This window comes from Bacteroidia bacterium (assembly GCA_023228875.1).
Classification (GTDB): domain Bacteria; phylum Bacteroidota; class Bacteroidia; order NS11-12g; family UBA955; genus JALOAG01.
This window is the reverse complement of sequence record JALOAG010000004.1, coordinates 28,197-52,500: the sequence shown is the minus strand read 5'-3', so window position 1 is coordinate 52,500 and position 24,304 is coordinate 28,197. Positions and strand designations below refer to the sequence as shown.

The window sequence follows — 24,304 nt, the reverse complement described above, 5'->3', positions numbered from 1 at the left end:
GCAGACTTGAACTGCTGACCCCTACATTATCAGTGTAGTGCTCTAACCAACTGAGCTACGGGACTGTTCAAGAGAAGCCCGGAGGGGTTTCTGGAAATAAATGAAGTGGGAGGAAGAATAGCAGAAGTTCAGTATATCTCTAAAAAGGAGGTGGTCCAGCCGCACCTTCCGGTACGGCTACCTTGTTACGACTTAGCCCCAGTCATTGGTATAACCCTAGGCGACTCCTTGCGGTTATCGACTTCAGGCTCTCCCAACTTCCATGGCTTGACGGGCGGTGTGTACAAGGCCCGGGAACGTATTCACCGCATCGTTGCTGATATGCGATTACTAGCGATTCCAGCTTCATGAAGTCGAGTTGCAGACTTCAATCCGAACTGAGACTGGCTTTTTGGGATTAGCATCTTATTACTAAGTAGCGACCCTCTGTACCAGCCATTGTAGCACGTGTGTAGCCCTGGACGTAAGGGCCATGATGACTTGACGTCATCCCCACCTTCCTCACTACTTACGTAGGCAGTCTCCTTAGAGTTCCCAGCATTACCTGATGGCAACTAAGGATAGGGGTTGCGCTCGTTGCGGGACTTAACCCAACACCTCACGGCACGAGCTGACGACAGCCATGCAGCACCTAGTTTTGTGTTCCGAAGAAAAGACACCTTTCGGCATCGGGCACTAACTTTCAAGCCCAGGTAAGGTTCCTCGCGTATCATCGAATTAAACCACATGCTCCACCGCTTGTGCGGGCCCCCGTCAATTCCTTTGAGTTTCAACCTTGCGGTCGTACTCCCCAGGTGGCATACTTAACGCTTTCGCTTGGTCACTGACAGTATATCGCCAATAACTAGTATGCAAAGTTTAGGGCGTGGACTACCAGGGTATCTAATCCTGTTTGCTACCCACGCTTTCGTGCCTCAGCGTCAGTAATAGTTTAGTGAACTGCCTTCGCTATCGGTGTTCCATTGCATATCTAAGCATTTCACCGCTACATGCAACATTCCATCCACCCCAACTATACTCAAGATTTTCAGTTTCAATGGCAATTCTGTAGTTAAGCTACAGGCTTTCACCGCTGACTTAAAAATCCGCCTACGCACCCTTTAAACCCAATAAATCCGAACAACGCTTGGATCCTCCGTATTACCGCGGCTGCTGGCACGGAGTTAGCCGATCCTTATTCATAAGGTACCGTCAGCCCTCTTCACGAAGAGGGGTTTCTTCTCTTATAAAAGCAGTTTACAACCCAGAGGGCCTTCATCCTGCACGCGGCATGGCTGGGTCAGACTTTCGTCCATTGCCCAATATTCCCTACTGCTGCCTCCCGTAGGAGTCTGGTCCGTGTCTCAGTACCAGTGTGGGGGATCATCCTCTCAAACCCCCTACCCATCGTAGTCTTGGTGAGCCGTTACCTCACCAACAAACTAATGGGGCGCATGTTTATCCATAACCGCCTGAGCTTTAATTATAAAAAGATGCCTTTTCATAATATTATGGAGTATTAATCCAGATTTCTCTGGGCTATCCTCCAGTTATGGGCAAATTACACACGTGTTACTCACCCTTTCGCCACTCTCATCTTCACCGAAGTAAAGAATCTCGTTCGACTTGCATGTATTAGGCCTGCCGCTAGCGTTCATCCTGAGCCAGGATCAAACTCTTCATAGTAAAAATTGTTTGAATCCTGAACTTTTATTTTTCCTCAAATTAAAAGAGGTCCGCTATTCTTCCATTACTTCAAAGAACGTATATTATATTCATTACGAATTAATATTTCTCATTTCAAATTCCCTCATCAAAAAGGGAGTGCAAAAGTACAACGCTTTTTCAACTTGTCAAGAATAAGTTATCCACATTTTTGACTCATTATTTTAAGCGGTGAATATTTTTGTGAACTCAGTTTTTGAATTAGGGGCTGCAAAGATAGATAATGTTTTGGATTCTGCAAAAATATTTTTACTTTCTTCCTTAACTCAATTCTAAAGCAGTCTCTGTTATGAACGGGGCGGCAAAATTATTACCGCTTTTCATATTAGCAAATTATTTTCATCTTTTTTTTAAAATAATTTGCATGACATTGATATTCAACATATTAATTTGTTGCGTGCAGTTAATTTAATGCTTTCGGACAGGGCTTTTCGGTTGCTAAACAGCAACAAAGCTAGTAAATTAACCAATTATATCCATAATTTAAAGGTAAGGAGCAACAATTAACTCATGATTATAAATCCAATTGATGAGAAAATCGCAATAGTACATTTGTTGTAATAGTAAAACTCTCTACCAAATTCCCAAGAAAAGCACCTATGTTCTTCCCCTCAATAATCAAAATAATATTACACCTGAAGCTTTTAACCCTCAATATAATAACGCACACAACTATTCTGGTCAGATATTATCTAAATCCAAAAATGAAAGGAAAGAAAAAACTGACAATTAACGCCCAAGCGCAATAGAATGGGAGGAATTTTGCAATATATTCCTCAATCATATCAATACTATTAGACCTTTGCAAAGATTTAAAGATTTGAAAGGTAACTTGACATAAATGAGTCAAAATAAGAATATTACCACCAAGTACAGCAATTTTATTAGGAGAGAAGCCCCATTCAACAATTCGCATTACAATCGCAGAGAGTGCAATTATATTAACAACAATAGTTGCAAGAGATAATAATAATAGGGGAATCAATCCTAACTTTCCATACGATTCCTTAGATGTTGCAGCTACTGAAAACAGAATAATTGCCATTACTCCTAAAAGCAAAAAATTAAATATTAATAAGAACTCTCTATTGTCATAAGGACTGTTACCGGAAATAAAAACGGCAAGAATATAAAACACCAAAGTAATCAAGACAAGCGGGGTAAAGACTTTTGCAATTACAGGCGATACCTTATTCACTAATTGTGGATTCATACGGATGAGGTAGGTGGCAACGATGGGTGATGCTGCCAATCCCCACACAACAACATAATTCATATAGAATTTTTCTATATTAACATGTATTAGATTAAACAGCCCCAAGGTAATAGCCATTAAGAGACCTCCTCCTATTAAGATTATGGTAGTCAGAACTACTAAGTCTCCATTAAACCTTAGAAACCCTAATCTTTTTTCATTGTTTTTCCAATCAGAACCCGTATATGTAAGACCAGTTACTGACCATAAGAACAAAGGAAGATGTATAGATGCTAAAAATATACTATCACTCGAATCATTGTGAGGAAGCATATTTATATAGAGAAGCGATATCAAAACAGTGGAGCATATAACTAATACATATTTCAACGGTGGTTTGTTTTGAAATATAAAATAACCCATCAAAAAAGGCAGAACAATAAAGGCAGTATTCCTTTCATAGAAAAATTCAGAATCAATGGATACAAGTTTTGGTATTTTAGCAACAAGTCCTGAAAAGAATGACGCAATTAAAACAAATAATAAATCATGCGTTTTACCCCAAGAAATATCATTACTCTCCTTGCGTTCAAAGTACAATCTTTCATACCAAATTTGCATGCTAATATGATCCTGAAAATCGGGATAAATTTCTTCAAACTCTTTGGTAAACGCTGACTTATTATTTCTATATAACCTCTCTAATTCTTGTGGGTTGTCAATGTTAAGCACAATTTTTTCTTTCATAATCAATTCTTTTGCATGTAATCAAAGGCAGTAAAAGTAGTAAAATTTCACACTATCGAACATTAAAATTAAATCATCAAATTTTATCGTGGTTTTTGCTTCACTCAGACAAATATTGAATACAAGCTCTGTTTATCCGTAGGTTTGCATTCTAATTTAAGAAGAGTATGTTGATTATTGATTCTCCTTCATATGACGCTTACTTTAATATAGCCTCAGAAGAGTATCTTTTAAACCGTTTTCCTGAAACTGAGATATTCTTGTTATATGTAAACGCTCCTTCAATTATTGTCGGAAAATTTCAAAACACATTGGCTGAAGTCAACCTTGACTTCGTAAAAGAAAAAGGTATAAAGGTGGTAAGGAGGTTATCTGGTGGAGGTGCAGTATATCATGACTTAGGTAACTTGAACTTTTCTTTTCACACACAATTCAAACACAAGGAATTTCAAGACTTTTCTGTTTTTACACAACCTGTTTTAGATTTACTCAACCGCTTAGGTGTTCCTGCAAAACTAGAAGGAAGAAACGATCTTACAGTTGAAGGAAAAAAGTTTAGTGGCAATGCCAAATTGGCTCGTAAAAACAAAACCGTTCAACATGGCACTATACTGATTAATTCTCAAATGCAAACATTGGCAGAGGCTCTCAAAATAAATCCATTGAAGTTTGTTGATAAGAGTGTAAAATCAAATCGTGCACGTGTAACAAACTTACAACCATATCTACCTAAAAACACTACTAATGAAGATTTCAAAAAAATGCTGATTGCAGAGATACAAAGCAGAAATTTCAATTCTCAGACATATAAATACACTGCTCAAGATATAAAAAACATTCAACACCTTGCTAATACAAAATATTCTATATGGGATTGGAATTTTGGCACTTCACCTCAATACAATTTTAAACAAGCAATTAAAATTAATGCTGGATTTATTGAATTACATTTGGAAGTTACACGAGGAATCATTGAGCAAGCAAAAGTTTATGGTGATTTCTTTGCTACCAAGCCAATTGAGGAATTTGAATCATTTCTCATTGGTATTAAGCATGAACGAAAAAGTATCGCAGCAACACTAAACAAAATAACTTTGCAAGATTATTTTGGAAATGTAACACTTGATGAAATCATGCCATTATTTGAATAATGATATCTATTAGAAAAAGCTCTTTATTCCATCATTGCATCGACAATTTCGGTTCTAAAATCATAAAAGAATGGTCTTAAATGGCTGTCGCCATCAGTGCCGTAATTCATTATAAAGATCAATGTTTGTCCTTTAATAGGAAAATAAAACATATCGGCACTGTATCCTAAATCACGCCCCCTGTGTCCATAGGCATATTCATCTACATTGGAGCGCATTACAAAATCTTTCATACAACCTGCACCTAAATAGCGGTCTTCGCCATTTGAAAGAGGTTTATCAAAGTTGAGCATTTGATTTAATGAGTTAGCAGAAATCAAGGTTCTCTTTTCAAACAAAGCTTCAGAAAAAGTCAAAAGGTCAAAAACATTGGTATAAAGCCCTGTATATCCATTTCCGCTGCCGGTGTTGTAACTCGACACATTGACTAAAGTTCCATTGTTGAATAAGTCATAATATCCTTGTGCCACTTTATTTGCTGGTAAAGGGTCGTGATAATAATAATAGCTATCATGTAAACCCAATGCATCTATCACCTTTTGTTTCAGAAGCTTAGCATGTGATTGACCGGTAGCCTTATCTATCACCATACTTAATAAAAGAGTATTTGTATTGCTATAACCTTCTTGACTTCCTGCTTCAAATGCAGGTTTACGTCCTCTTACAAATTTCAAAATATCATACTGGTCTCTATAAGCAGGAGGGTCATTTAGCACAGAGAGATAGAATGAGTTATCGGTGATAACATCAAAAATACCGGTTGTATGGTTCATCAATTGTCTCACTGTAACCTGGTCTGCATTGGCAATATCCTTCAAATCCTTCTCGCTCAAATAATCGCTTATCAATTTATCCAAATCTATTGTTCCTTCTTCAGCAAGTTTAAAAGCTAAAACACCCATAAAAATCTTGGTTAAACTCGCAACTTTATTAACATGGCAAGGTTCCATTTCAATTCCTTTTGCAATATCAGCTTTGCCTGAAGCTCCACACCAAACACCACTACTGTCTTTGATTAACAATGCAATTCCGGGAAAGCCTTTTCTTACATATTTATCAATAATTGATTGAAACTTCACTGACTTAGGATGTAACGGTTGCACATAAGTACAAGTACCTGTAGTGGTTATACTATCCTTTCCGCAACCGCTAAGCAATATATTGGTAATCAAGAAAGCTGAGATTGCTATTGAAAAAATTAAAATTCTATTTTTCATTGACTTGAGAATTAATAGGTAAATAATAAATAGCACCAACATGCACAGAATTATTGGGCAAAACGGGTACATATTTGTTTACAAATGGTGCCTGAACCCAAAAATGATATCCTAAAAACAACTCTAATGGCAGTTTTGCTTTGTCAAAACTATAACCTATACTCACATTCAAACCTCCCATAAGTTGGTGTCTTCCTTTCCATTTCTTTTGAAGATATTCACCGTCTTTAAACTCAAATATTTGCATATTGGGGATCGAGAGCATATAACCTGCTCCGAATCTTGGTTCCACAAAAAAATCTCTTGCAAATTTATAGCGATATCCAAACTCTGAATAGAGTTGAAATGCTTGTTGTGAATGGCGATGAAAGAAATAACCCAATTTAACAGTTTGAAATAATTCATGATTTTCCTTTTGACTATAAAAGAATCTTGTACCCACGCTAAAACCGGGATGTATCTTAGGACTCCAAATACCGAGCACTCCTGCACCCGGCATAAAATTTCCATTATTAAACAAGCTAAATTCTAACGGATAGGACAAATCCTTTCCCTGAGCCGTACCTCCTTGAACCAAAAGACTCAAGAAAAATATATGAAGTAAAAATCTTTTCATGATGAATGACATTAATTGCGGTAAAAGTAACCAATTATTCAAATCAAACAATAACACATAACAGTTGTTCGTCTCACAATCGATATGTATCATTGCACAAACAAATTCCTCCCTACCATGCAGCAGAAAATCATAGGAATCATGGGTGCAATGCCTGAAGAAGTGCTAATTATTACTACATTACTGACTGAACGTCAGGAACATGAAATTGGCGGTAGGGTTTATCACGTTGGTCTATTAAATAACATAAAGACAGTAGTAGTTTTTTCACGGTGGGGCAAAGTTGCTGCCGCAACTACAGTTACTACAATGAAACTTAAATTCGGGATAACAGAGTTATTATTTACAGGCGTGGCAGGTGCAATTGATTCAAAATTAGCGATTGGAGATATAGTAATTGCTCAAAAATTATTTCAACACGACATGGATGGCAGACCTTTGATGCAACAATTTGAGATTCCTTTACTTGGTGTACGATATTTTGAAGGTAATGAAATACAAATACAGTATGCTTCCATGATTATCAAAGAACTTTTACAAAAAAATCACCTCGAAAAAGTCATAACACCCAAAGAATTAAGTCAATTTGGAATTCATCAACCTAGATTGCATATTGGAGACATTGCCAGTGGAGATAAATTTTTTTCAAGCAATGAGGATAAAGCAGCTTTAAGAAGTGCTTTGCCCTCTGTATTATGTGTTGAAATGGAAGGTGCGGCTGTTGCCCAAGTGTGTTTTGAACATCAAATTCCTTTTACAATCATTCGGACCATTTCTGATGTTGCTGATGAATCCTCTGCACTTGATTTTCCATCTTTTATCCAACATATTTCAAGCAAATATTCACTTGAGATTGTCAAACTCTATTTTTCACATCAAAATCAATAACAACAAATTTTAAATCACTTATGGAGAACTTTCGCAATCGATTAGCAAACAGCATACGCAACATAGATGATTTTCCTAAGCCGGGAATCAAATTCAAAGATATTACACCCATTCTGTTGGACGCTTCTTTATGTAATGAAATTGCAGAAGAGACCTTAATGTCATTTAGAAACAATAACCTCAAAATTGATGCAATATGTGCAATTGAAAGTCGGGGATATTTCATAGGGATGTTGCTTGCTCAAAAACTCGGGATACCTCTCATTCCAATTCGAAAAGCCGGCAAACTCCCTGCTGCAACACGAGCATTTACATACGAATTAGAATATGGAACTTCTACTCTCGAAATACACAAGAATGTTATAAAACCGGATTGGAATGTTTTGATACATGATGACTTGCTGGCAACTGGAGGAACTGCTGTGGCAACTGCCGAATTAGTAAAAGCAGAGGGCGGCTTAATAACAGGATTTTCATTTATAATTGAATTAGACTTGTTGAACGGACGCGAAAAATTACTCCCATATAGTCAAAACATCCTGTCATTAAGTAGGTTCCAATAATTAACGACTCAAGTCATAAGCAAGTCCGCTCAATCCTGTTAATTTTACAATCCAATTAAAGAAATATCTTTGCGACTGCAATGGAGCAAAATTCAAAGATATACATAGCAGGACACAGAGGAATGGTGGGGTCTGCGGTCAAAAGGCAATTAGAAAAATCAGGATTTTACAATTTTGTTTTTAAAACTTCTGCTGAATTAGATTTGAGAAATCAGCAAGCAGTAGCCTCATTTTTTTCAACAGAAAAACCGGAATATGTATTTTTAGCTGCTGCCAAAGTGGGAGGAATTGTTGCTAACAATACCTATCGGGCTGATTTTATTTATGAGAATCTTCAAATACAGAATAACATCATACACCAGTCCTATGTAAATGGGGTGAAGAAACTTATGTTCTTTGGCTCATCATGTATATATCCCAAGATGGCAGCACAACCTCTGCGAGAGGAAAGTTTGCTAACCGGTTTATTAGAGCCGACCAATGAACCTTATGCCATTGCAAAGATTGCAGGTATTAAGATGTGTGAAGCATATAGAGACCAATATGGTTGTAACTTTATCAGTGTAATGCCCACCAATCTGTATGGGTTGAACGACAATTATCATCCACAAAACAGCCATGTATTGCCGGCACTCATTAGAAAATTTCACGAAGCAAAAATGGCAAAAGCTCCTTTTGTTGAAATTTGGGGTACAGGAACTCCTAAAAGAGAATTTCTATTTGCAGATGATTTGGCTGATGCAGCGGTATTCCTTATGCAACATTACAATGAAAGAGGTTTTGTCAATATAGGATGTGGAGAAGATTTATCAATCGGGGAGCTTGCTCAATTAGTTCAACGCATAATAGGATATGAGGGAGAATTGAGATTTGACACAAGCAAACCCGATGGAACTCCTCGTAAACTCATGGATGTTGAAAAACTTTTTTCATTAGGTTGGCAACCAAAGACCGTCTTAGAGGATGGAATTGCAATTGCATATAAAGATTTTTTGAGTAAAATCGATTGAAATCATTTCGTATTACATACCTGAGTGATGGACCCAAAAATACGGGCGGATATTTTTATGAAATTTTCTGGTTCAACCAATTACAAAAACATTTTGCAAATAAGGGACACACAATTGATGCTAAAATCGAGCGTAGCGAACATTATCATTCCGGTTGGTGGCAAACCCTGAAATGGTTTTTTCACTTATTCCGCATTGCAAAAGGAGATTTAATTATAGTACCCGGCAGGTGTGCACTACCTATTTTACTTAGAAATATATTTTCCCGAAACAAAGTGTTTGTAGTATTCCATTCAATGGATATCAATCAACTTCATAGGAAGAAGGGTCTTTCTGTTTATTATAAAATAGTCTTCCTTTTAATGAAGTTGCATTCTAACTTCTTTCTTGTAACCATTGCCTATTATTGGAAATCATTTTTTCTCAATCTGACTAAAATGCCGTTGCATAGAATTCATCTACTTCCCAATCTTTTTGACTTTGATGAATACAAACATTATCAAACAAAAGACAAGCAAAAGAATATTCACTTAGGCATGTGGTCAACCAAACAAGACAAGGTTATATATGACCTCGCGTCAAGACTCAGCCACAGAGGATATTATTGTTTCTTCACTACTCCGGTTGACATAGTAGCCATGGGAGCTTATGGTTATGATATCATCTATTGCGAAACACAACAAGAGTTTAAACACCGTGTAGCAACATCTCTTTATACCATTGCCCTTACATCAATTCCCGAAGGTTGGTCTAGAGTCGCCCATGAGAGTTTCTTGTTGGGCACACCTGTCATTGGGTTTCCAAATGCCGGGTTGAGCGAGCTGATACAAGAAGGAGGAGGATTTATTGCTGAGAATGTGCAAGAAATAATTGAAATAATTGAGAACCGAAATGAATGGGAACTCTCGCAAAAATTCATTCAAAAATTTCATACGGATAAAAGTAATGCGTTCCTTACTTCTATAGGGTTATAGCAATTCCAACAAACGCTTTTCTATCTTTTCTTGTGAATGATTATCCCCTTCGTAACGTGTTCTTTCTGTACCATCTTTTAATAAAACCACAACAGGGAAGCCACGAATCACAAAAAACCTCGCGAGACTTGGATTTTTGTCAAAATCAACCTTTGCAAAATATACAGAATCAAATGCCTGCTTTCTGGCAATAGCTTCAATTTTTGGCAACATATTCAGACTGTTTTTATCCCAAACATTATAAAAAAAAAGAAGTGAAACCCCATGTTGCACTTGCTTCTCAAGCACATCAAAATTTTCTTGATCAGGAATATTGCTTTGACTCGGGTCGAACAAAGGGTCTTTTTTGCATGAAACAAAAAAGAATATTACAATAAGAAACACTTTGAATAATGATTTCATTTTGTCATTGCAAAAATATGGGTTTTCATAGCCAGTTATACTCTTCAATTATTGCTGCCTGACTGCTCTTGACCAAGATAACAACCCCCATAAAGACATCAAAGACAAAACAATTCCCAACAGTGTATAAAAATGCAAATCTTTGACAATAAACAAGTAAATAGAAATTGGATTTACAACCAACCAATAATACCAACATGACAGAACTTTGCGCGCTTCCAAGATTGTTGCAATGATTGCAAAAATGGTTGTAAAAGCATCCAGATGCGGAAAAGAAGCCTGTGTATAGTTCTTAAAATACCAACCTGTAACAAACGTAAGAATTAATCCCGCCCCAACTAATATGACATGTGTGCTAATACTTACTTCACTGATTGTAGTCGTTTTCTCAAATTGTTGCTCTTGCTTTTTTTGCAAACGAATCCATTTCCACCATCCATAAAAGCCCAAGAAAACATACAATGCTTGTAAATATGATTCCGAATACAGTTTTTCTTGGTAAAAAAGAATACTGGCAAGAAATGCTCCCATAATTCCAAATCCCCAAGACCATATCTTTTGGTTGGCAACACCGGCAATAAAGATAAGTGAACAACAAACAGATGCCACTTCAATAGGGTTGGAAAAGAAATTCATTTGAAGTGCTATATTAAAGAATAGCAAGATTATAGTTAAACAAAATGAGCATAATGATAACCGCACCTACCACAATTCTATACCATCCAAACCACACAAAACCTTTGCGAGTTAAAAAAGTTATAAAGCCTTTAATTGCTACCAATCCAACAATAAATGAAACAATATTCCCTAAGAATAAAACACCCAAATCATGTGAAGTCAAACTCATGCTGTCGTATAAAATGTATTTTAATAATTTATATCCCGTTGCAGCTAATAAGGTTGGCACAGCCAAGAAGAAAGAAAATTCAGCAGCATTTTTTCGGTTTAATTTAGCAGCAAGCCCGCCCACAATTGTAGCTGCCGACCTACTGGTACCCGGAATCATTGACAATACTTGAAACAAACCGATAGTCAGTGACTTTTTGTATGTTACTTCTTGATTAGGATTGTGCTCATTCTCCTTAAACCATCTATCCACAAATAACAGCAATACCCCACCGACAAATAAGCTAATACCCACTGTCAAAGGACTTTCTAATAACGAATCAATTACATCATCAAAAACAAATCCAAATACAGCAGCAGGAATAAAGGCAATGAGTAAATTAATATAAAAGCGGAAAGACTTAAAAAATTGTTTCCAATATAATACCAAGACAGAAAGAATGGCACCAGGTTGCACAGCTATTGTAAACAATTTGACAAACTCATTTGGCTCGATACCTAAAAGGGCAGTGCCAATAATCAGATGACCGGTAGATGATACAGGAAGATATTCGGTCAGACCTTCTATAATGGCAAGGATTATTGCCTCAACATAACTCATTTGATGTGAAAAACTTATTCAGCAGACTCAACGTTGTCATCTTTTGACTTTGCAATGACTGAATAAATTGCAAGTCCAAACCCAAGCATCACCACAATAGGTGCTATGGTTAGCTGTCTGCTCTTCACATCCACTACATCTCCATTGGAACCGGTCATTAAGAAAAAACCAATTATCACTATAACTGCACTCGCAATTAATAGCATGTAATTCTTTTTCCCAAACACCATGGGTTCTGTATTGTGTGAAACCGGAGCTTTAGAAATAGTAGTTTTTTTATCTTTCTTACTCATGTTGCGTGTTTTATTAATATAGTTTGTTAATATCCAATCTTAAATACTTTCTGCAAGCAAAATATGTTGCAGGCAAAATAATGATAATTGCGAGTAAAATCAAAGCACTTGCAATAATCACAAATGGAAGAGGTTCATTAAAATGAATTAACCCTTTAAAGGTGCGGTGAATCAAATAAAGAACAGCCGCATTCAATGCAATAGCGACAAATGCTCCTGCAATACCCTGTACTAAATACATTTTGACAAATGGCTTAATGATGAAGCCATCCGTTGCCCCTACAAATTGCATGCTTTTGATTAAAAACCTACGTGCAAAAATATTCAACCTGATTGTGTTGTTTATTACAAATAAAGCAGCCAGCAAGAATACCGCCACAAAGATGAGGAGAGCCAATTCAATCGTTTTCAGGTTTTCATTAACCAAAGTCAATATATTCTCAGGATAGCTAACGCTCTCAACAGTTTTGTTCTTTTTTAAGTTTGTTACAAATTTGTTTACTTGGTTTTCATTGGTAAAGTCAGAGTGCAATTTGATAAAAATGGCATGAGGAAGTGGATTATAACCCAGGCTTTCAATAAAATTGATACCTTGTTCCTCTATTTCTTTTTGCGCAGCTTCATCTTTGCTGATGAACTCTGCGCTCTTAACCTCCTTCATTTTTTTGAGCTGCATACTTAAATCAACACCATCCTTTTCATCCGTGCCATCTTGCAAGAAAATTCTTAATTCAAAATTCTCTCTGAAATAGTCATCCATCTGGTGTGAGAAATGATAAATCAACCCCAACATTCCGGTAAGAAAAAGCACAATCCCTATGCTCATCACAGTAGGGAAAAAAGAGGTGCGTTTTCTATATTTTTTTTCTTTTGCCAATGAGCAGGCAAAATAATGTAATAATCAATCAATGACAAAAAGATTTTTTGATAGCTATGTTTGTAGAAAATAGATTATGGGCACAACATACCTGCTTTGCACAATATTTCAACTCTCCTTCTTATTATCTTTATACACCAACAGCTTTATCAAAGTTGGTGTAACCAAAAACTGTGGTTATTTTTAGCTTTCGTTTCTTTTAACAATCAGCATCATGTCTTGTTCGAGTGGCAAATAGCCGTATTCATAACAATAGAGATAGGTTTGTTGTTTTTGAGTAACATAAGTGTGGGTATGGTATTCAAATCTAAATCCTCCGTTGAGTAATTTGTCTCGTTTGACTTTAATGAAATCCTCATTTTCGGGAAGAAGTTGTGCTAAAATAGCTCGATTCTTTTTTAAGTAATTGTTAATTTTTCGGATTACATTGTTTTGTTCACTGTGTAAACGGTTGTTGTAATTATTGCGACAGGAGTCATCACAAAACTTCTTGTCAATTCTACCTCTGAGTGGCTTGTGGCATTGTAAACAGGTTTTTTCCATTGCTGTAATTGTTACATTAATTATTCGACAACAAACGGTTACAAACACTTAGTTCGGGAATTAAATGGTTAAATACCGAATCAGAATTTAGAACCGTTACACCTTTGCACTTGAAATCGAAACGAAATAACGAATTCAAACGAACTTAACAAAATTATTAACCAATTTAAAATTTAACAGTCATGAGTAATTTAAAAAACAACGTACAGCTAATCGGACACTTAGGCGCAAACCCTGAAGTAAAAGCACTTGAAAGTGGAACAAAAGTAGCCCGCATTCGTATGGCTACATCCGAATCATTTAAGAACAAAGAAGGTGAATGGCAAGATGAAACCACTTGGCACAGTATCACTTTGTGGGGAACACTTGCAGAAAGAGCAGAAAAATATCTTACCAAAGGTTCATATATCTTGTTGGAAGGCAAACTTACCAGTCGTAACTACACAGACAGTAAAGGCGAACAAAAATACATCTATGAAGTCCGTGCAAGTAACTTTCTGATTTTAGACAAAAAGAATCCTTCAGCAGAAAACGCTCCCTCTCAACCCGAAGGAGCCATAGATGATAAAGATGTGTTACCGTTTTAAATGATTGACCCTCAGTAATTGGGTTACTTTTAGCCTAAAAAAAGGTTTGCATTCAGTTGCAAACCTTTTTTTGTTATAAGCTAAAATTACCAACTTTTTCAAGCCATTGACCCAGGATAAATATTTTTGGCATACTCCTAAAAATAATCAAAATTTGCCACATGAAGTTTTGGTTAATCAAATCTGAACCATTCAAATATTCTTGGGACAAGTTTGTGAAAGAAGGGCGCACATTCTGGGATGGCGTAAGAAATTACCAAGCTCGCAACAACCTGCGTTCAATGGGGGTTGACGACTTATGCTTATTTTATCACAGCAATGAAGGTAAAGAGGTAGTTGGAATGGCGAAAGTGGTCAAAACTGCATATCAAGACCCCACAACAACAGACACAAAGTGGGTTTGTGTTGATGTTGTACCTCAAGAAAAGTTGAAAAAACCCGTTTCTCTCGAACAAATAAAAAATGAACCTAAACTCAAAGATATCGGTTTGGTAAGACAGCAGCGATTGAGTGTGGTAGCATTGACAAGAGAGGAGTTTGATACAATCTTAGAATTATCTGAAAAATGAACAAGAGGCTCATATTAAATCATAAAGAGGCACATATCATTCTAAAGCGTTTAGCAATGGAATTGATAGAAAACCACAACGATTTTGCTCATTCAGCCATTATTGGATTGCAACCGCGCGGTGTATTTCCTGCAAGATTGCTTGTAGAATATGTAAAAGAATTTACCAAGAACCCTAGCATCCTTTACGGAGAGCTAGACCACACATTTTTCCGCGATGATTTTCGCAGAGGCAATGAACAGTTAATTCCTCACCCCATCAAAATCAATTTTGACATAGAAGGTAAAAACATCATCTTGGTTGACGATGTAGTTTATACCGGTCGCTCTGTTCGTTCTGCAATGGATGCACTTACATCATACGGACGACCAGCTAAAATTGAGTTATTAGCACTGTTGGACCGGAGATTCAACCGCGAAACACCTATCATGTCCGACTATTGTGGCAAAGTTATAGATACCAGAGGCAAAGGACAGAAACTACAAGTAGATTGGAATGAAAAGAAAATCAATGTTTGGCTCTTAAATACAATTGAAGAAGAATGAAAACCTTTAATCATAAACATCTTATTGGCATCAAGGATTTGAGCGCAGATGACATCAATCTGGTTTTTGAAACAGCAGATAATTTCAAAGAAGTCATCAACCGTCCTATCAAAAAAGTACCTACACTGCGCGACACCACCATAGCCAATATTTTCTTTGAAAACTCCACACGTACAAGGGTTTCATTTGAGCTTGCCGAGAAGAGGTTGAGTGCAGATGTGGTCAATTTTTCTTCTTCTTCTTCTTCTGTTTCAAAAGGAGAAACCTTAGTCGATACTGTCAAAAATATTTTATCAATGAAGGTTGACATGGTAGTCATGCGACATCCCAGTCCAGGAGCATGTGTATTCTTGTCAAAACATATTGATGCCAGTATCGTTAATGCAGGAGACGGCACACACGAGCATCCTACACAAGCGTTGCTTGATGCTTATTCTATCAGAGAAAAATTGGGTGATGTAAAAGGTAAAAAAATTGCGATAGTTGGCGATATCACACATTCACGAGTAGCAATTTCTAATATTTATTGTTTAAAAAAATTAGGCGCAAAAGTTAAACTATGTGGACCGCCCACCTTGATTCCAAAGCATATCGAAACTATGGGTGTTGAAGTTGATTACAATTTTGATGCTGTGTTGAAGTGGGCTGATGCAGTTAACATGTTACGAATTCAGATGGAACGACAAGACATTGCCTACTTTCCAAGTCTCCGCGAATATTCAATGCAGTATGGATTAACAGAAGAACGCATGGCAAAATGCAACAAAGAACTTGTTATCATGCACCCGGGACCAATTAACAGAGGGGTTGAGATTACATCTAAAGTTGCAGACAGCAAAAATGCAATCATATTAAATCAAGTTGAAAATGGTGTTGCTATTCGTATGGCTGTGCTGTATCTTCTTGCCGGAGACAAATCCTGATGAACATTTAAAAACATGTTGCTTCATTATTTATTGAAGCACAATCACTCTCATCCTGAATTACCTTGCTAAATTCTCAAACATAGAGATTGTTAGTTATTCAAATATTTACAACTATATATTTGCATATATTTATCTTTTGATGAAATCACAAAGCATAAGAATTTTTATTATTCTCCTGCATGTACTATTGCTAAGTTCATGTGTAACAATCAATAACAAAAACTTACAAACGCAGCTTAACAGAAGCAATTGCAACCAACAAAACACCTATCATTACACCTTAAATGATATTCCAAAGCCCATTCATGAAATCAAAATAGACACAGCACTTTCAGCACGATTGACTTTCAACAGCTTGAACATAGCCAATGCCATAGGGATTACAGACATGCTCACGGATTATATTCATAAAATCAAAGAATATAAGATTACACCCACAGTTGAAAACAGATTAGATTTACTGGAGATTTATCAAAAAGTTAATCAGCGTATTGACTTTGCATCTTTGGAAATCTCAGCTGTTTCATCTGAAATTGATTGTGAAGAAGAACGTGCAAATCAGATTGCTGCATTTATTAAAAGCAAAGAAAAAGAAACAGAAACCCGTTTGACAGTTGGGGCAATTGTAGTGGGTGCATTAGGTGCAGTAGCGGCAGGGGTTATTTCTCTTTCTGGAGATGGGCCTGATTATATTGGAATCGGTACGGGATTGACAGAAGCTACCCTAGGTGTTTTGTTATTACTAAATGAAAGAAAAGTGGTATTCCATCATAAACGCAATATACTGAGAGATATATGGAATGACAATAAAACTTCTACCATTTGCCCTCCTTCTATTTGGTATTATCTAAACTATCATAATCCTAATATCCCTAACCACAAATCATTGCGGACTCAAATAATAGAAAGTTGGATGAGTTTTGAGCAAGTCAAACAATTGTCTAAAAAAGCAAAAGCAAATTCTTTAGATATTTACTTTGGTGAAGGAGGCAAATACACCGCAGACCAACTTGAGAACAGAGCTAACATGTATGATCAAATAGAATCTGTTATCAAATTAATGAAACAAGATCTGAAAGACCTAGTATTAGAAATGGAAAAACTTCGTTAACCCAATATACCAATAGGTTTAGGAGATTGTCATTGTGTTAGGTTAATTAAAATGTCAGCTATTATGATTTTTTATGTTATACATTTGTGTAACATTAACCAACAACATTAATATCATGAGCTTATTAAACACATTAACAAAAGAGTGGAAATCGGGCAAGGACATAGGTCTGTTGCTCATCCGCTTCATTTTTGCATTCGCACTTATTTATGGACATGGTTGGGGTAAAATAACCACCATTTTTTCCGGTCAAGAGATTCAGTTCATGGATCCTATCGGATTGGGTGCTACAACATCTTTTTATTTAGCTGCATTTGCAGAATTTATTTGTGCTTTGTTACTAATCTTTGGACTGTGTACACGCTTCGCAAGCATTGTTTTAATTATTAACTTCCTTGTTATAGTCGGTTTACACGCCTTTACATTCAATGATGCGTTTGAAGTAATGGAACCAAGAATCTTTTACTTATTTACCTTCGTAGCTTTATTTTTCTCAGGATCCGGTAAATATTCATTAGACCATCTCTTCTTTAACAAGCGTAATCAATAGGTCCGGCAGCAGTGAGGCATACAATAGCAAAAGCAATTAAAACACTGTTGCTGCTATACGCTTTATGTTATCACTTTTGCCCATTGAGTAAAAGTGTAGCACTGGCACTCCGAATTTAATCAATTCATTACATTGTTGAATAGCCCATTCAATGCCTATTTGCTTGATTGCATTGTTATCTTTGGCCGCTTCAACCTCTTTAATCAATGCTTCCGGCAAATCAATCTTAAAAACTTTAGGCAATATTTTAAGATGGGTTTTAGTAGCAATGGGTTTTATTCCGGGAATAATTGGCACTTGAATCCCTATGTCTCTGGCTGCACGCACAAATTCAAAGAATTTAGCATTGTCAAAAAACATTTGTGTAACAATATAATGTGCACCTGCATCCACTTTTTCTTTTAGTTTTTGGATATCATACTGAAGCGAAGGGGCTTCAATATGCTTTTCCGGATAACCTGCAACACCAATGCAAAAGCGATTTTCGTAAGCATGCGTAACTTCCCCGCTCAAATATTTGCCATCGCACAAATCATTGATATGTATGACTAAATCCTTTGCAAATACATGCCCGCCTTCTGTTGGTTGAAAATGTGTCTGTCCTTTCATAGCATCTCCTCTGAGTGCCATCACATTGTCAATCCCTAAGTACAAACAATCTATGAGCAAGTACTCTGTCTCTTCTTTGGTAAAACCCCCACATAGGACATGCGGAACAGTATCTACATTGTACTTGTGTTGTATAGCAGCACAAATACCCATAGTACCCGGTCTCATTCTGGTTATTTTCCTTTCCATCAGACTGTTTCCTCTGTCAATAAAAACATATTCTTCTCTGGAAGTGGTTACGTCAATGAATGGAGGTTTAAACTCCATCAAAGGGTCAATATTTTTGTACAAGTCTTCTATGCTTGTCCCTTTTGTAGGCGGAACGACTTCTACCGAAAACAGAGTTTTCCCTTTAGCATTTTTTATATGATCCGTTATTTTCATTTGATAATTCTTACATTAATCTGCCAAGTTTGCATTAAGCCATTTTGCCGCTTCTTCCTCTGAAATACCTCTACGTTGAACATAGTCCTCAAATTGGTCTTGTTTGATTTTACCGACTCCAAAATATTTACTTTGAGGATGAGCAAAATAATAGCCGCTGACACTGGCTGCGGGCCACATTGCAAAACCCTTGGTTAATTTTACTCCTATTTTTTCTTCTACACCCATCAAATTCCATATTGTTCTCTTATCTAAGTGATCGGGACATGCGGGATAACCGGGTGCAGGTCTCACACCTTGATAATACTCGCTAATAATCTCTTCATTGCTTAGTTGCTCTTCGGGCACATAACCCCAAAATTTTGTTCTGACCTGAAAATGCAAATATTCGGCAAATGCTTCTGCAAAGCGGTCTGCTAACGCCTGTACCAAGATTGCAGTGTAATCATCCAACTTGTTTTTATATTCGGCAACTATTTCTTCAGTACCAAATCCGGCACTCACACAAAAACAGCCCATATAGTCTGTAATACCGGATTCCTCAGGTGCCACAAAATCTGCTAATGCAAGGTATTGATTGTCTGATTTTTTATATTGTTGACGCAAGGTAATAAACTTAGCAATTTTATTCCCTGATTCATCTTTGATATAAAGGTCATCATTGATTGAATTAGCCGGGAACAATCCAAAAATTGCCCTTGCCTTTAACCTTTTATTTTCAATAATATCTTTGATAACAGCCTGCGCATCTTGGTAAACTTCTGTTGCTTGTTTACCAATCTTTTCATCATTTAAAATATCGGGAAATTTGCCATGAAGCTCCCAACTTCTAAAAAAGGGAGACCAATCAAAGAAATCTAACAAAGTATTTAAGTCCTGATCCTCAATGACAGTTATGCCAAGTTTATTTGGTTTGAATATCTTCTCTTGCTCAAACTTAAGTTTGTATCTATTTGCTCTTGCAAATTCAAGAGAGACGAATTCTTTGTTACTCCTACGGTTCAAAAATTGTTTCCTAAACTCCTCATACTCTAATTTCATTTCTTTTCCATAGTCAACATTCTTTTCATTATTGATAAGATTAGAAACCACTCCAACCGCACGTGATGCATCATTAACATGCACAACAGTGCGCGAATAAACAGGGTCAATCTTCAAGGCAGTATGGGCTTTGGAGGTAGTTGCTCCTCCTATTAACAAAGGTAAATGCAGTTGTTGTCTCTCCAATTCTGACGCTACATGTACCATCTCATCTAAACTGGGAGTAATCAAACCACTCAATCCAATGGCATCAGCATTTTCGTCAATTGCAGTTTGGATTATCTTTTCAGCAGGAACCATTACACCCAAATCAACTATCTCATAATTATTGCAACCCAGCACAACAGAAACAATATTTTTTCCGATATCATGTACATCTCCTTTCACTGTAGCCATAACAATCTTCCCGGCAGATGGCTTGGTGTTGTCTTTTTCGGCTTCAATAAAAGGTTGAAGATAATTTACAGCCTTCTTCATCACCCGAGCCGATTTTACTACTTGAGGTAAAAACATTTTACCACTTCCAAATAAATCACCTACCACACCCATTCCTGTCATCAGATTAATTTCAATAACATCTAAGGGCTTGGATGATTGCAACCTTGCTTCTTCTACATCTTCAATAATATAGTTGTCAACCCCTTTTACTAATGCGTGTGTGATTCGACTTTGCAAATCTTCTTTTCTCCATTCCTGTTCTTCAATTTTTTCTTTTCTGACCGATTTTACATTCTCTGAATATTCAAGCAATCTTTCTGTAGCATCCTCTCTTCTATTGAGCATAACATCCTCGACCAACGTCAACAATTCTTTGGGAATTTCATCATAAACAGTCAATAAAGAAGGATTGACAATACCCATATTCATGCCTGCTTTGATTGCATGATACAAGAAAACTGAATGCATTGCCTCTCGAACTGTGTCATTCCCTCGAAATGAAAATGACACATTAGAAACACCTCCACTGACTGAAACATAAGGCAGATTTTTCTTTACCCATCGTGTAGCTTCAATAAAATCAAGTGCGTTGCGTCTGTGTTCTTCTAAACCGGTAGCAACCGGAAAAATATTTAAATCGAAAATGATATCTTCCGGTGGGAAATGAACCTTATTAACTAATATCTGATATGAGCGATTGCAAATTTCTATCCTTCTCTGTAGGTTATCTGCTTGTCCGACTTCATCAAATGCCATCACAATAATGGCTGCACCATATCTTTTAATAGTTATTGCTTCTTCAATAAACTTGTCCTCACCTTCTTTCAAAGAAATAGAATTTACCACACATTTTCCTTGCACAACGCGCAAACCCGCTTCTAATATCTCCCATTTTGATGAATCAATCATGATTGGTATTTTGGCAATATCAGGCTCGGAAGCAACCAGGTTCAGAAACTTAGTCATTGCATTAACACCGTCCAGCAAGCCATCATCCATATTGACATCTAAAATTTGTGCTCCTCCCTCCACTTGTTCTCTCGCAATGTTGAGTGCTTCTGTGTAATTTTCTTCCTTTATCAACCTGAGAAAACGTTTAGAACCGGCTACATTCGTCCTTTCTCCTACATTAATAAAATTAGATTCTGAGGTAATGACTAATGGTTCTAAGCCGGACAAACAAAGTGGTTTCATTTGTTTTCTTTCTGCATACAGTTCGTCAGGGTTGCGAATCGCATAAGGTTCTGTTGCAACGTAATCTGCAAATGCCCTAATATGTTCCGGTGTGGTACCACAACAACCTCCAAGAATATTTACCAAACCCTTTTCTAAATACTCTTTGACTTGTTCAAGCATCAAGGCAGGGGTGTCATCATATTGTCCAAAAGCATTTGGTAATCCTGCATTAGGGTAAACAGAAGTATAAAATGAAGTCTTTTTGGAAATGGCATCTAAATATGGCGTAAGTTGTTTTGCACCCAATGCACAATTAAATCCTACGCTTAATAAGTCTAAATGTGAAAAAGAAATAAGAAAAGCCTCTGCTGTTTGGCCGGATAATGTTCTGCCAGAAGCATCCGTAATCGTACCGCTCACCATGATAGGAATTTCAAGATTTCGCTCCTGTTGTATTTCGTCTATTGCAAACAAAGCCGCCTTTGCATTTAAAGTATCAAAAACAGTTTCAACCAACAATAAATCTACACCGCCATCCAACAATGCTACTGCTTGCTGTTTATATGCTGTTCGCAATTCTTCAAAAGTAATTGCCCTGAATCCCGGGTCATTTACATTTGGCGACAAAGAAGCCGTTCGATTTGTAGGTCCGATAGAACCGGCAACAAAACGAGGCTTGTTAGGTGTTTTCTGCATCATTTCATCACACGCTTCTCGAGCTAATTTGGCGGAACAATAATTTAGTTCATATACCAAATCTTCCATACGAAAATCAGCCATAGCCACAGTTGTAGAAGAAAAGGTATTGGTTTCAATAATATCTGAACCTGCTTCTAAGTATTGTGTATGAATCGTTTTAATAATATGCGGTTGTGTTAAGGACAACAAATCATTATTGCCCTTCAATGAGTGAGGATAGTCCTTAAACCGTTCTCCGCGATAGTCTTCTTCTGACAACTTATAGCGTTGAATCATGGTACCCATGGCACCATCAAGAATTAATATTCTTTGTTTTAATAATTCGGCAATCTTCTTTTTTGTATCCATTTCAATTTTTTCATTCTGAAATGTTATAAAGAAGAGTATTGGGAAACTCAACAATATGGGTTATCTCTCTCAACAGATTGAGTAGAATGTAGCACCGTTCTTAAAAAAGAGGTTGCCAAGGTTTCACAGGGTCCAGTCCCTCCACCTTTCTTGATAACATTTCGTATATATATGAGCGTTTGGGACAGCAAAAATATGCGATTAAATTAATACTCCCATATTTCGACAAATATTATTTGAGTGATTAATTAGAGTTTCCAATCAATAGGCGTGATTCCTTTGTTTTGAAGAAATTCATTCGTTTTGGAAAAATGTTTATTACCAAAGAAACCACGTTCTGCAGAAAACGGAGAAGGGTGTGCGGATGCTAAAATCAAATGTTTTTGGCTATCAATTAATGTAATTTTATCTTGAGCAAATTTGCCCCAAAGCATAAAGACAACATGTTCTCTTTTTTCATTCACCAAACTGATAATTTTGTCAGTAAACTGTTCCCATCCTTTTTTTTGATGTGAGCCTGCATCAGATGCCCTCACTGTCAATGTTGCATTCAGAAGCAACACTCCTTGCTTCGCCCAAGGTAAGAGGTTTCCCGAACGCGGGTAACTAATGTATAAATCATTGCCAAGTTCTTTAAAAATATTATGTAAAGAAGGTGGTATTTTTATTCCATCAGGCACAGAAAAACTGAGTCCATGCGCCTGTCCCGCTCCATGATAAGGATCTTGACCCAAAATCAACACTTTCACCGTATCTAATGGTGTTACATTTAATGCTTCAAAAATCTGCTTGCCGGGTGGATATACTACCTTTCCTGATTCTTTTTCTTGTTTCAAAAAGTACTTGAGATTATGCATATAATCTGCATCAAACTCAGATTGCAGCATTGATAGCCACGACTCATGCAGTTGAATCACTGACATGGTATGACATTATTGAGACACGAGGGTTCCCACACTTTCCCCTTTCATCAAGCGCAGCAGATTGCCGGGTTTATTCATATCAAACACCAAGATTGGAAGGTTATTTTCCTTGCAAAGTGTAATTGCAGTCAAGTCCATAATATTCAATCCTTTGCTATATACTTCCGCAAAACTAATATTATCAAACTTTGTAGCTGTGGCATCTTTCTCAGGGTCAGCCGTATAGACTCCATCCACTCTTGTACCTTTGAGAATCACATCTGCTTCAATTTCAACTGCTCTTAATGAAGCAGCAGAATCAGTTGTAAAATATGGATTACCCGTGCCTGCGCCAAATATTACTACACGTCCTTTTTCTAAGTGTCTAATTGCTTTTCTGCGTATAAAAGGTTCACAAATCTGTTCCATTTTAATTGCAGATTGTAATCTGGTTGACAACCCTATTCTTTCTAAAGCACCTTGCAGCGCCATAGCATTAATAACTGTTGCCAACATTCCCATATAATCTGCATGTGCTCTGTCAGCAAGTCCTTTTTGAACACCCTGCACTCCTCTAAAAATGTTACCACCACCAATCACAATGGCAACTTCAACACCTAAGTCCACAACGGATTTTACTTCATTGGCATATTGTTCAAGGATTGTTGGATCAATTCCAAACTTTTCTTTTCCCATTAGCGATTCTCCGCTGAGTTTAAGTAGAATTCTATTGAATTTTGTCATGTTTTAAAATGTGAATGAAAGTGTAGGCAAAAAAAAAGCTCCTTTGGG

General features: G+C 36.8%; 24 protein-coding genes, 1 tRNA gene, 1 rRNA gene and 1 riboswitch (1 of these 27 running past the window's edge). Of the genes, 11 read left to right on the top strand and 15 right to left on the bottom strand.

Translation table 11 applies throughout. The features are described from left to right. The 3 genes from M0R38_05825 to M0R38_05815 form a co-directional block, all read right to left on the bottom strand. A tRNA-Ile gene (locus M0R38_05825) sits at positions 1-65 on the bottom strand; it reaches 9 nt to the left of the window's first position. 78 nt (positions 66-143) lie between these two features. Next, a 16S ribosomal RNA gene (locus M0R38_05820) occupies positions 144-1,665 on the bottom strand. Between the two features lie 727 nt (positions 1,666-2,392). Next, positions 2,393-3,646: a hypothetical protein gene (locus M0R38_05815; protein ID MCK9481264.1), complete on the bottom strand. Its 1,254-nt coding sequence runs from the start codon at positions 3,644-3,646 to the stop codon at positions 2,393-2,395. Between the two features lie 167 nt (positions 3,647-3,813). On the opposite strand from M0R38_05815, the gene M0R38_05810 reads away from it, so the two are divergent. Then, positions 3,814-4,797, top strand: a complete 984-nt coding sequence (locus M0R38_05810; GenBank protein MCK9481263.1) for a lipoate--protein ligase — start codon at positions 3,814-3,816, stop codon at positions 4,795-4,797. 23 nt (positions 4,798-4,820) lie between these two features. On the opposite strand, the gene M0R38_05805 is transcribed toward M0R38_05810, so the two are convergent. After that, on the bottom strand, positions 4,821-6,014 hold the full coding sequence (locus M0R38_05805; GenBank protein MCK9481262.1) for a beta-lactamase family protein: 1,194 nt from the start codon (positions 6,012-6,014) through the stop codon (positions 4,821-4,823). Then, complete coding sequence (locus M0R38_05800; protein MCK9481261.1) at positions 6,004-6,630, bottom strand: autotransporter outer membrane beta-barrel domain-containing protein; 627 nt, start codon at positions 6,628-6,630, stop codon at positions 6,004-6,006. The genes M0R38_05805 and M0R38_05800 overlap by 11 nt, the downstream gene beginning before the upstream one ends. A 117-nt stretch (positions 6,631-6,747) precedes the next feature. On the opposite strand from M0R38_05800, the gene M0R38_05795 reads away from it, so the two are divergent. The 4 genes from M0R38_05795 (at position 6,748) to M0R38_05780 (ending at position 10,065) form a co-directional block, all read left to right on the top strand. Next, complete coding sequence (locus tag M0R38_05795) at positions 6,748-7,518, top strand: 5'-methylthioadenosine/adenosylhomocysteine nucleosidase (protein MCK9481260.1); 771 nt, start codon at positions 6,748-6,750, stop codon at positions 7,516-7,518. 20 nt (positions 7,519-7,538) lie between these two features. Beyond that, positions 7,539-8,081 (top strand): adenine phosphoribosyltransferase, encoded by a 543-nt coding sequence (locus M0R38_05790; protein MCK9481259.1) that lies wholly within the window; start codon positions 7,539-7,541, stop codon positions 8,079-8,081. An 80-nt stretch (positions 8,082-8,161) separates the two neighbouring features. Next, positions 8,162-9,091, top strand: a complete 930-nt coding sequence (locus tag M0R38_05785; GenBank protein MCK9481258.1) for a GDP-L-fucose synthase — start codon at positions 8,162-8,164, stop codon at positions 9,089-9,091. Continuing rightward, positions 9,088-10,065 (top strand): hypothetical protein, encoded by a 978-nt coding sequence (locus tag M0R38_05780; GenBank protein ID MCK9481257.1) that lies wholly within the window; start codon positions 9,088-9,090, stop codon positions 10,063-10,065. The genes M0R38_05785 and M0R38_05780 overlap by 4 nt, the downstream gene beginning before the upstream one ends. On the opposite strand, the gene M0R38_05775 is transcribed toward M0R38_05780, so the two are convergent. The 6 genes from M0R38_05775 to M0R38_05750 all read right to left on the bottom strand — a co-directional run bounded on the left by M0R38_05775 (position 10,060) and on the right by M0R38_05750 (position 13,627). Beyond that, positions 10,060-10,467 carry a thioredoxin family protein gene (locus M0R38_05775; protein MCK9481256.1) on the bottom strand — a complete coding sequence of 136 codons (408 nt, stop codon included), beginning with the start codon at positions 10,465-10,467 and terminating at the stop codon, positions 10,060-10,062. The genes M0R38_05780 and M0R38_05775 overlap by 6 nt on opposite strands. Before the next feature lie 48 nt (positions 10,468-10,515). Continuing rightward, positions 10,516-11,103 (bottom strand): nicotinamide riboside transporter PnuC, encoded by a 588-nt coding sequence (gene pnuC, locus M0R38_05770; protein ID MCK9481255.1) that lies wholly within the window; start codon positions 11,101-11,103, stop codon positions 10,516-10,518. Between the two features lie 13 nt (positions 11,104-11,116). Further along, the gene (locus tag M0R38_05765) at positions 11,117-11,914 is read right to left on the bottom strand and encodes an undecaprenyl-diphosphate phosphatase (GenBank protein ID MCK9481254.1); all 798 of its coding nucleotides are present in this window, start codon (positions 11,912-11,914) and stop codon (positions 11,117-11,119) included. 14 nt (positions 11,915-11,928) lie between these two features. Further along, positions 11,929-12,207, bottom strand: coding sequence for a DUF3098 domain-containing protein (locus M0R38_05760; GenBank protein ID MCK9481253.1), 279 nt, complete (start codon positions 12,205-12,207; stop codon positions 11,929-11,931). Positions 12,208-12,220: 13 nt separating this feature from the next. Further along, entirely contained in the window at positions 12,221-13,084 is an 864-nt protein-coding gene (locus M0R38_05755; GenBank protein MCK9481252.1) for a permease-like cell division protein FtsX, read from the bottom strand. A 183-nt stretch (positions 13,085-13,267) separates the two neighbouring features. Then, a complete protein-coding gene (locus M0R38_05750; protein MCK9481251.1) occupies positions 13,268-13,627 on the bottom strand; it encodes a hypothetical protein in 360 nt (119 codons plus the stop codon). Positions 13,628-13,809: 182 nt separating this feature from the next. Here M0R38_05750 and ssb point away from each other — a divergent pair, with 182 nt between their 5' ends. The 6 genes from ssb (at position 13,810) to M0R38_05720 (ending at position 17,915) form a co-directional block, all read left to right on the top strand. After that, on the top strand, positions 13,810-14,214 hold the full coding sequence (gene ssb, locus M0R38_05745; GenBank protein ID MCK9481250.1) for a single-stranded DNA-binding protein: 405 nt from the start codon (positions 13,810-13,812) through the stop codon (positions 14,212-14,214). Positions 14,215-14,375: 161 nt separating this feature from the next. Next, complete coding sequence (locus M0R38_05740; GenBank protein ID MCK9481249.1) at positions 14,376-14,783, top strand: EVE domain-containing protein; 408 nt, start codon at positions 14,376-14,378, stop codon at positions 14,781-14,783. Further along, positions 14,780-15,328 carry a bifunctional pyr operon transcriptional regulator/uracil phosphoribosyltransferase PyrR gene (gene pyrR, locus M0R38_05735; GenBank protein MCK9481248.1) on the top strand — a complete coding sequence of 183 codons (549 nt, stop codon included), beginning with the start codon at positions 14,780-14,782 and terminating at the stop codon, positions 15,326-15,328. The genes M0R38_05740 and pyrR overlap by 4 nt, the downstream gene beginning before the upstream one ends. Next, on the top strand, positions 15,325-16,251 hold the full coding sequence (locus M0R38_05730; GenBank protein MCK9481247.1) for an aspartate carbamoyltransferase catalytic subunit: 927 nt from the start codon (positions 15,325-15,327) through the stop codon (positions 16,249-16,251). Before pyrR ends, M0R38_05730 begins: the two co-directional genes overlap by 4 nt. 142 nt (positions 16,252-16,393) lie before the next feature. Beyond that, positions 16,394-17,365, top strand: a complete 972-nt coding sequence (locus M0R38_05725) for a hypothetical protein (protein ID MCK9481246.1) — start codon at positions 16,394-16,396, stop codon at positions 17,363-17,365. Positions 17,366-17,480: 115 nt separating this feature from the next. Beyond that, positions 17,481-17,915: a DoxX family protein gene (locus M0R38_05720; protein MCK9481245.1), complete on the top strand. Its 435-nt coding sequence runs from the start codon at positions 17,481-17,483 to the stop codon at positions 17,913-17,915. 36 nt (positions 17,916-17,951) lie between these two features. Here M0R38_05720 and metF read toward each other — a convergent pair whose 3' ends face one another. The 4 genes from metF to pyrH all read right to left on the bottom strand — a co-directional run bounded on the left by metF (position 17,952) and on the right by pyrH (position 24,256). Next, positions 17,952-18,908 carry a methylenetetrahydrofolate reductase [NAD(P)H] gene (metF, locus tag M0R38_05715; GenBank protein ID MCK9481244.1) on the bottom strand — a complete coding sequence of 319 codons (957 nt, stop codon included), beginning with the start codon at positions 18,906-18,908 and terminating at the stop codon, positions 17,952-17,954. A gap of 15 nt (positions 18,909-18,923) precedes the next feature. Then, complete coding sequence (gene metH, locus M0R38_05710; protein ID MCK9481243.1) at positions 18,924-22,610, bottom strand: methionine synthase; 3,687 nt, start codon at positions 22,608-22,610, stop codon at positions 18,924-18,926. A 57-nt stretch (positions 22,611-22,667) separates the two neighbouring features. Further along, a riboswitch (SAM riboswitch) is annotated at positions 22,668-22,770 on the bottom strand. A gap of 88 nt (positions 22,771-22,858) precedes the next feature. Further along, positions 22,859-23,533, bottom strand: a complete 675-nt coding sequence (gene ung, locus M0R38_05705) for a uracil-DNA glycosylase (GenBank protein ID MCK9481242.1) — start codon at positions 23,531-23,533, stop codon at positions 22,859-22,861. Positions 23,534-23,542: 9 nt separating this feature from the next. Next, a complete protein-coding gene (gene pyrH / locus M0R38_05700; protein ID MCK9481241.1) occupies positions 23,543-24,256 on the bottom strand; it encodes a UMP kinase in 714 nt (237 codons plus the stop codon). Positions 24,257-24,304 lie beyond the last annotated feature (48 nt).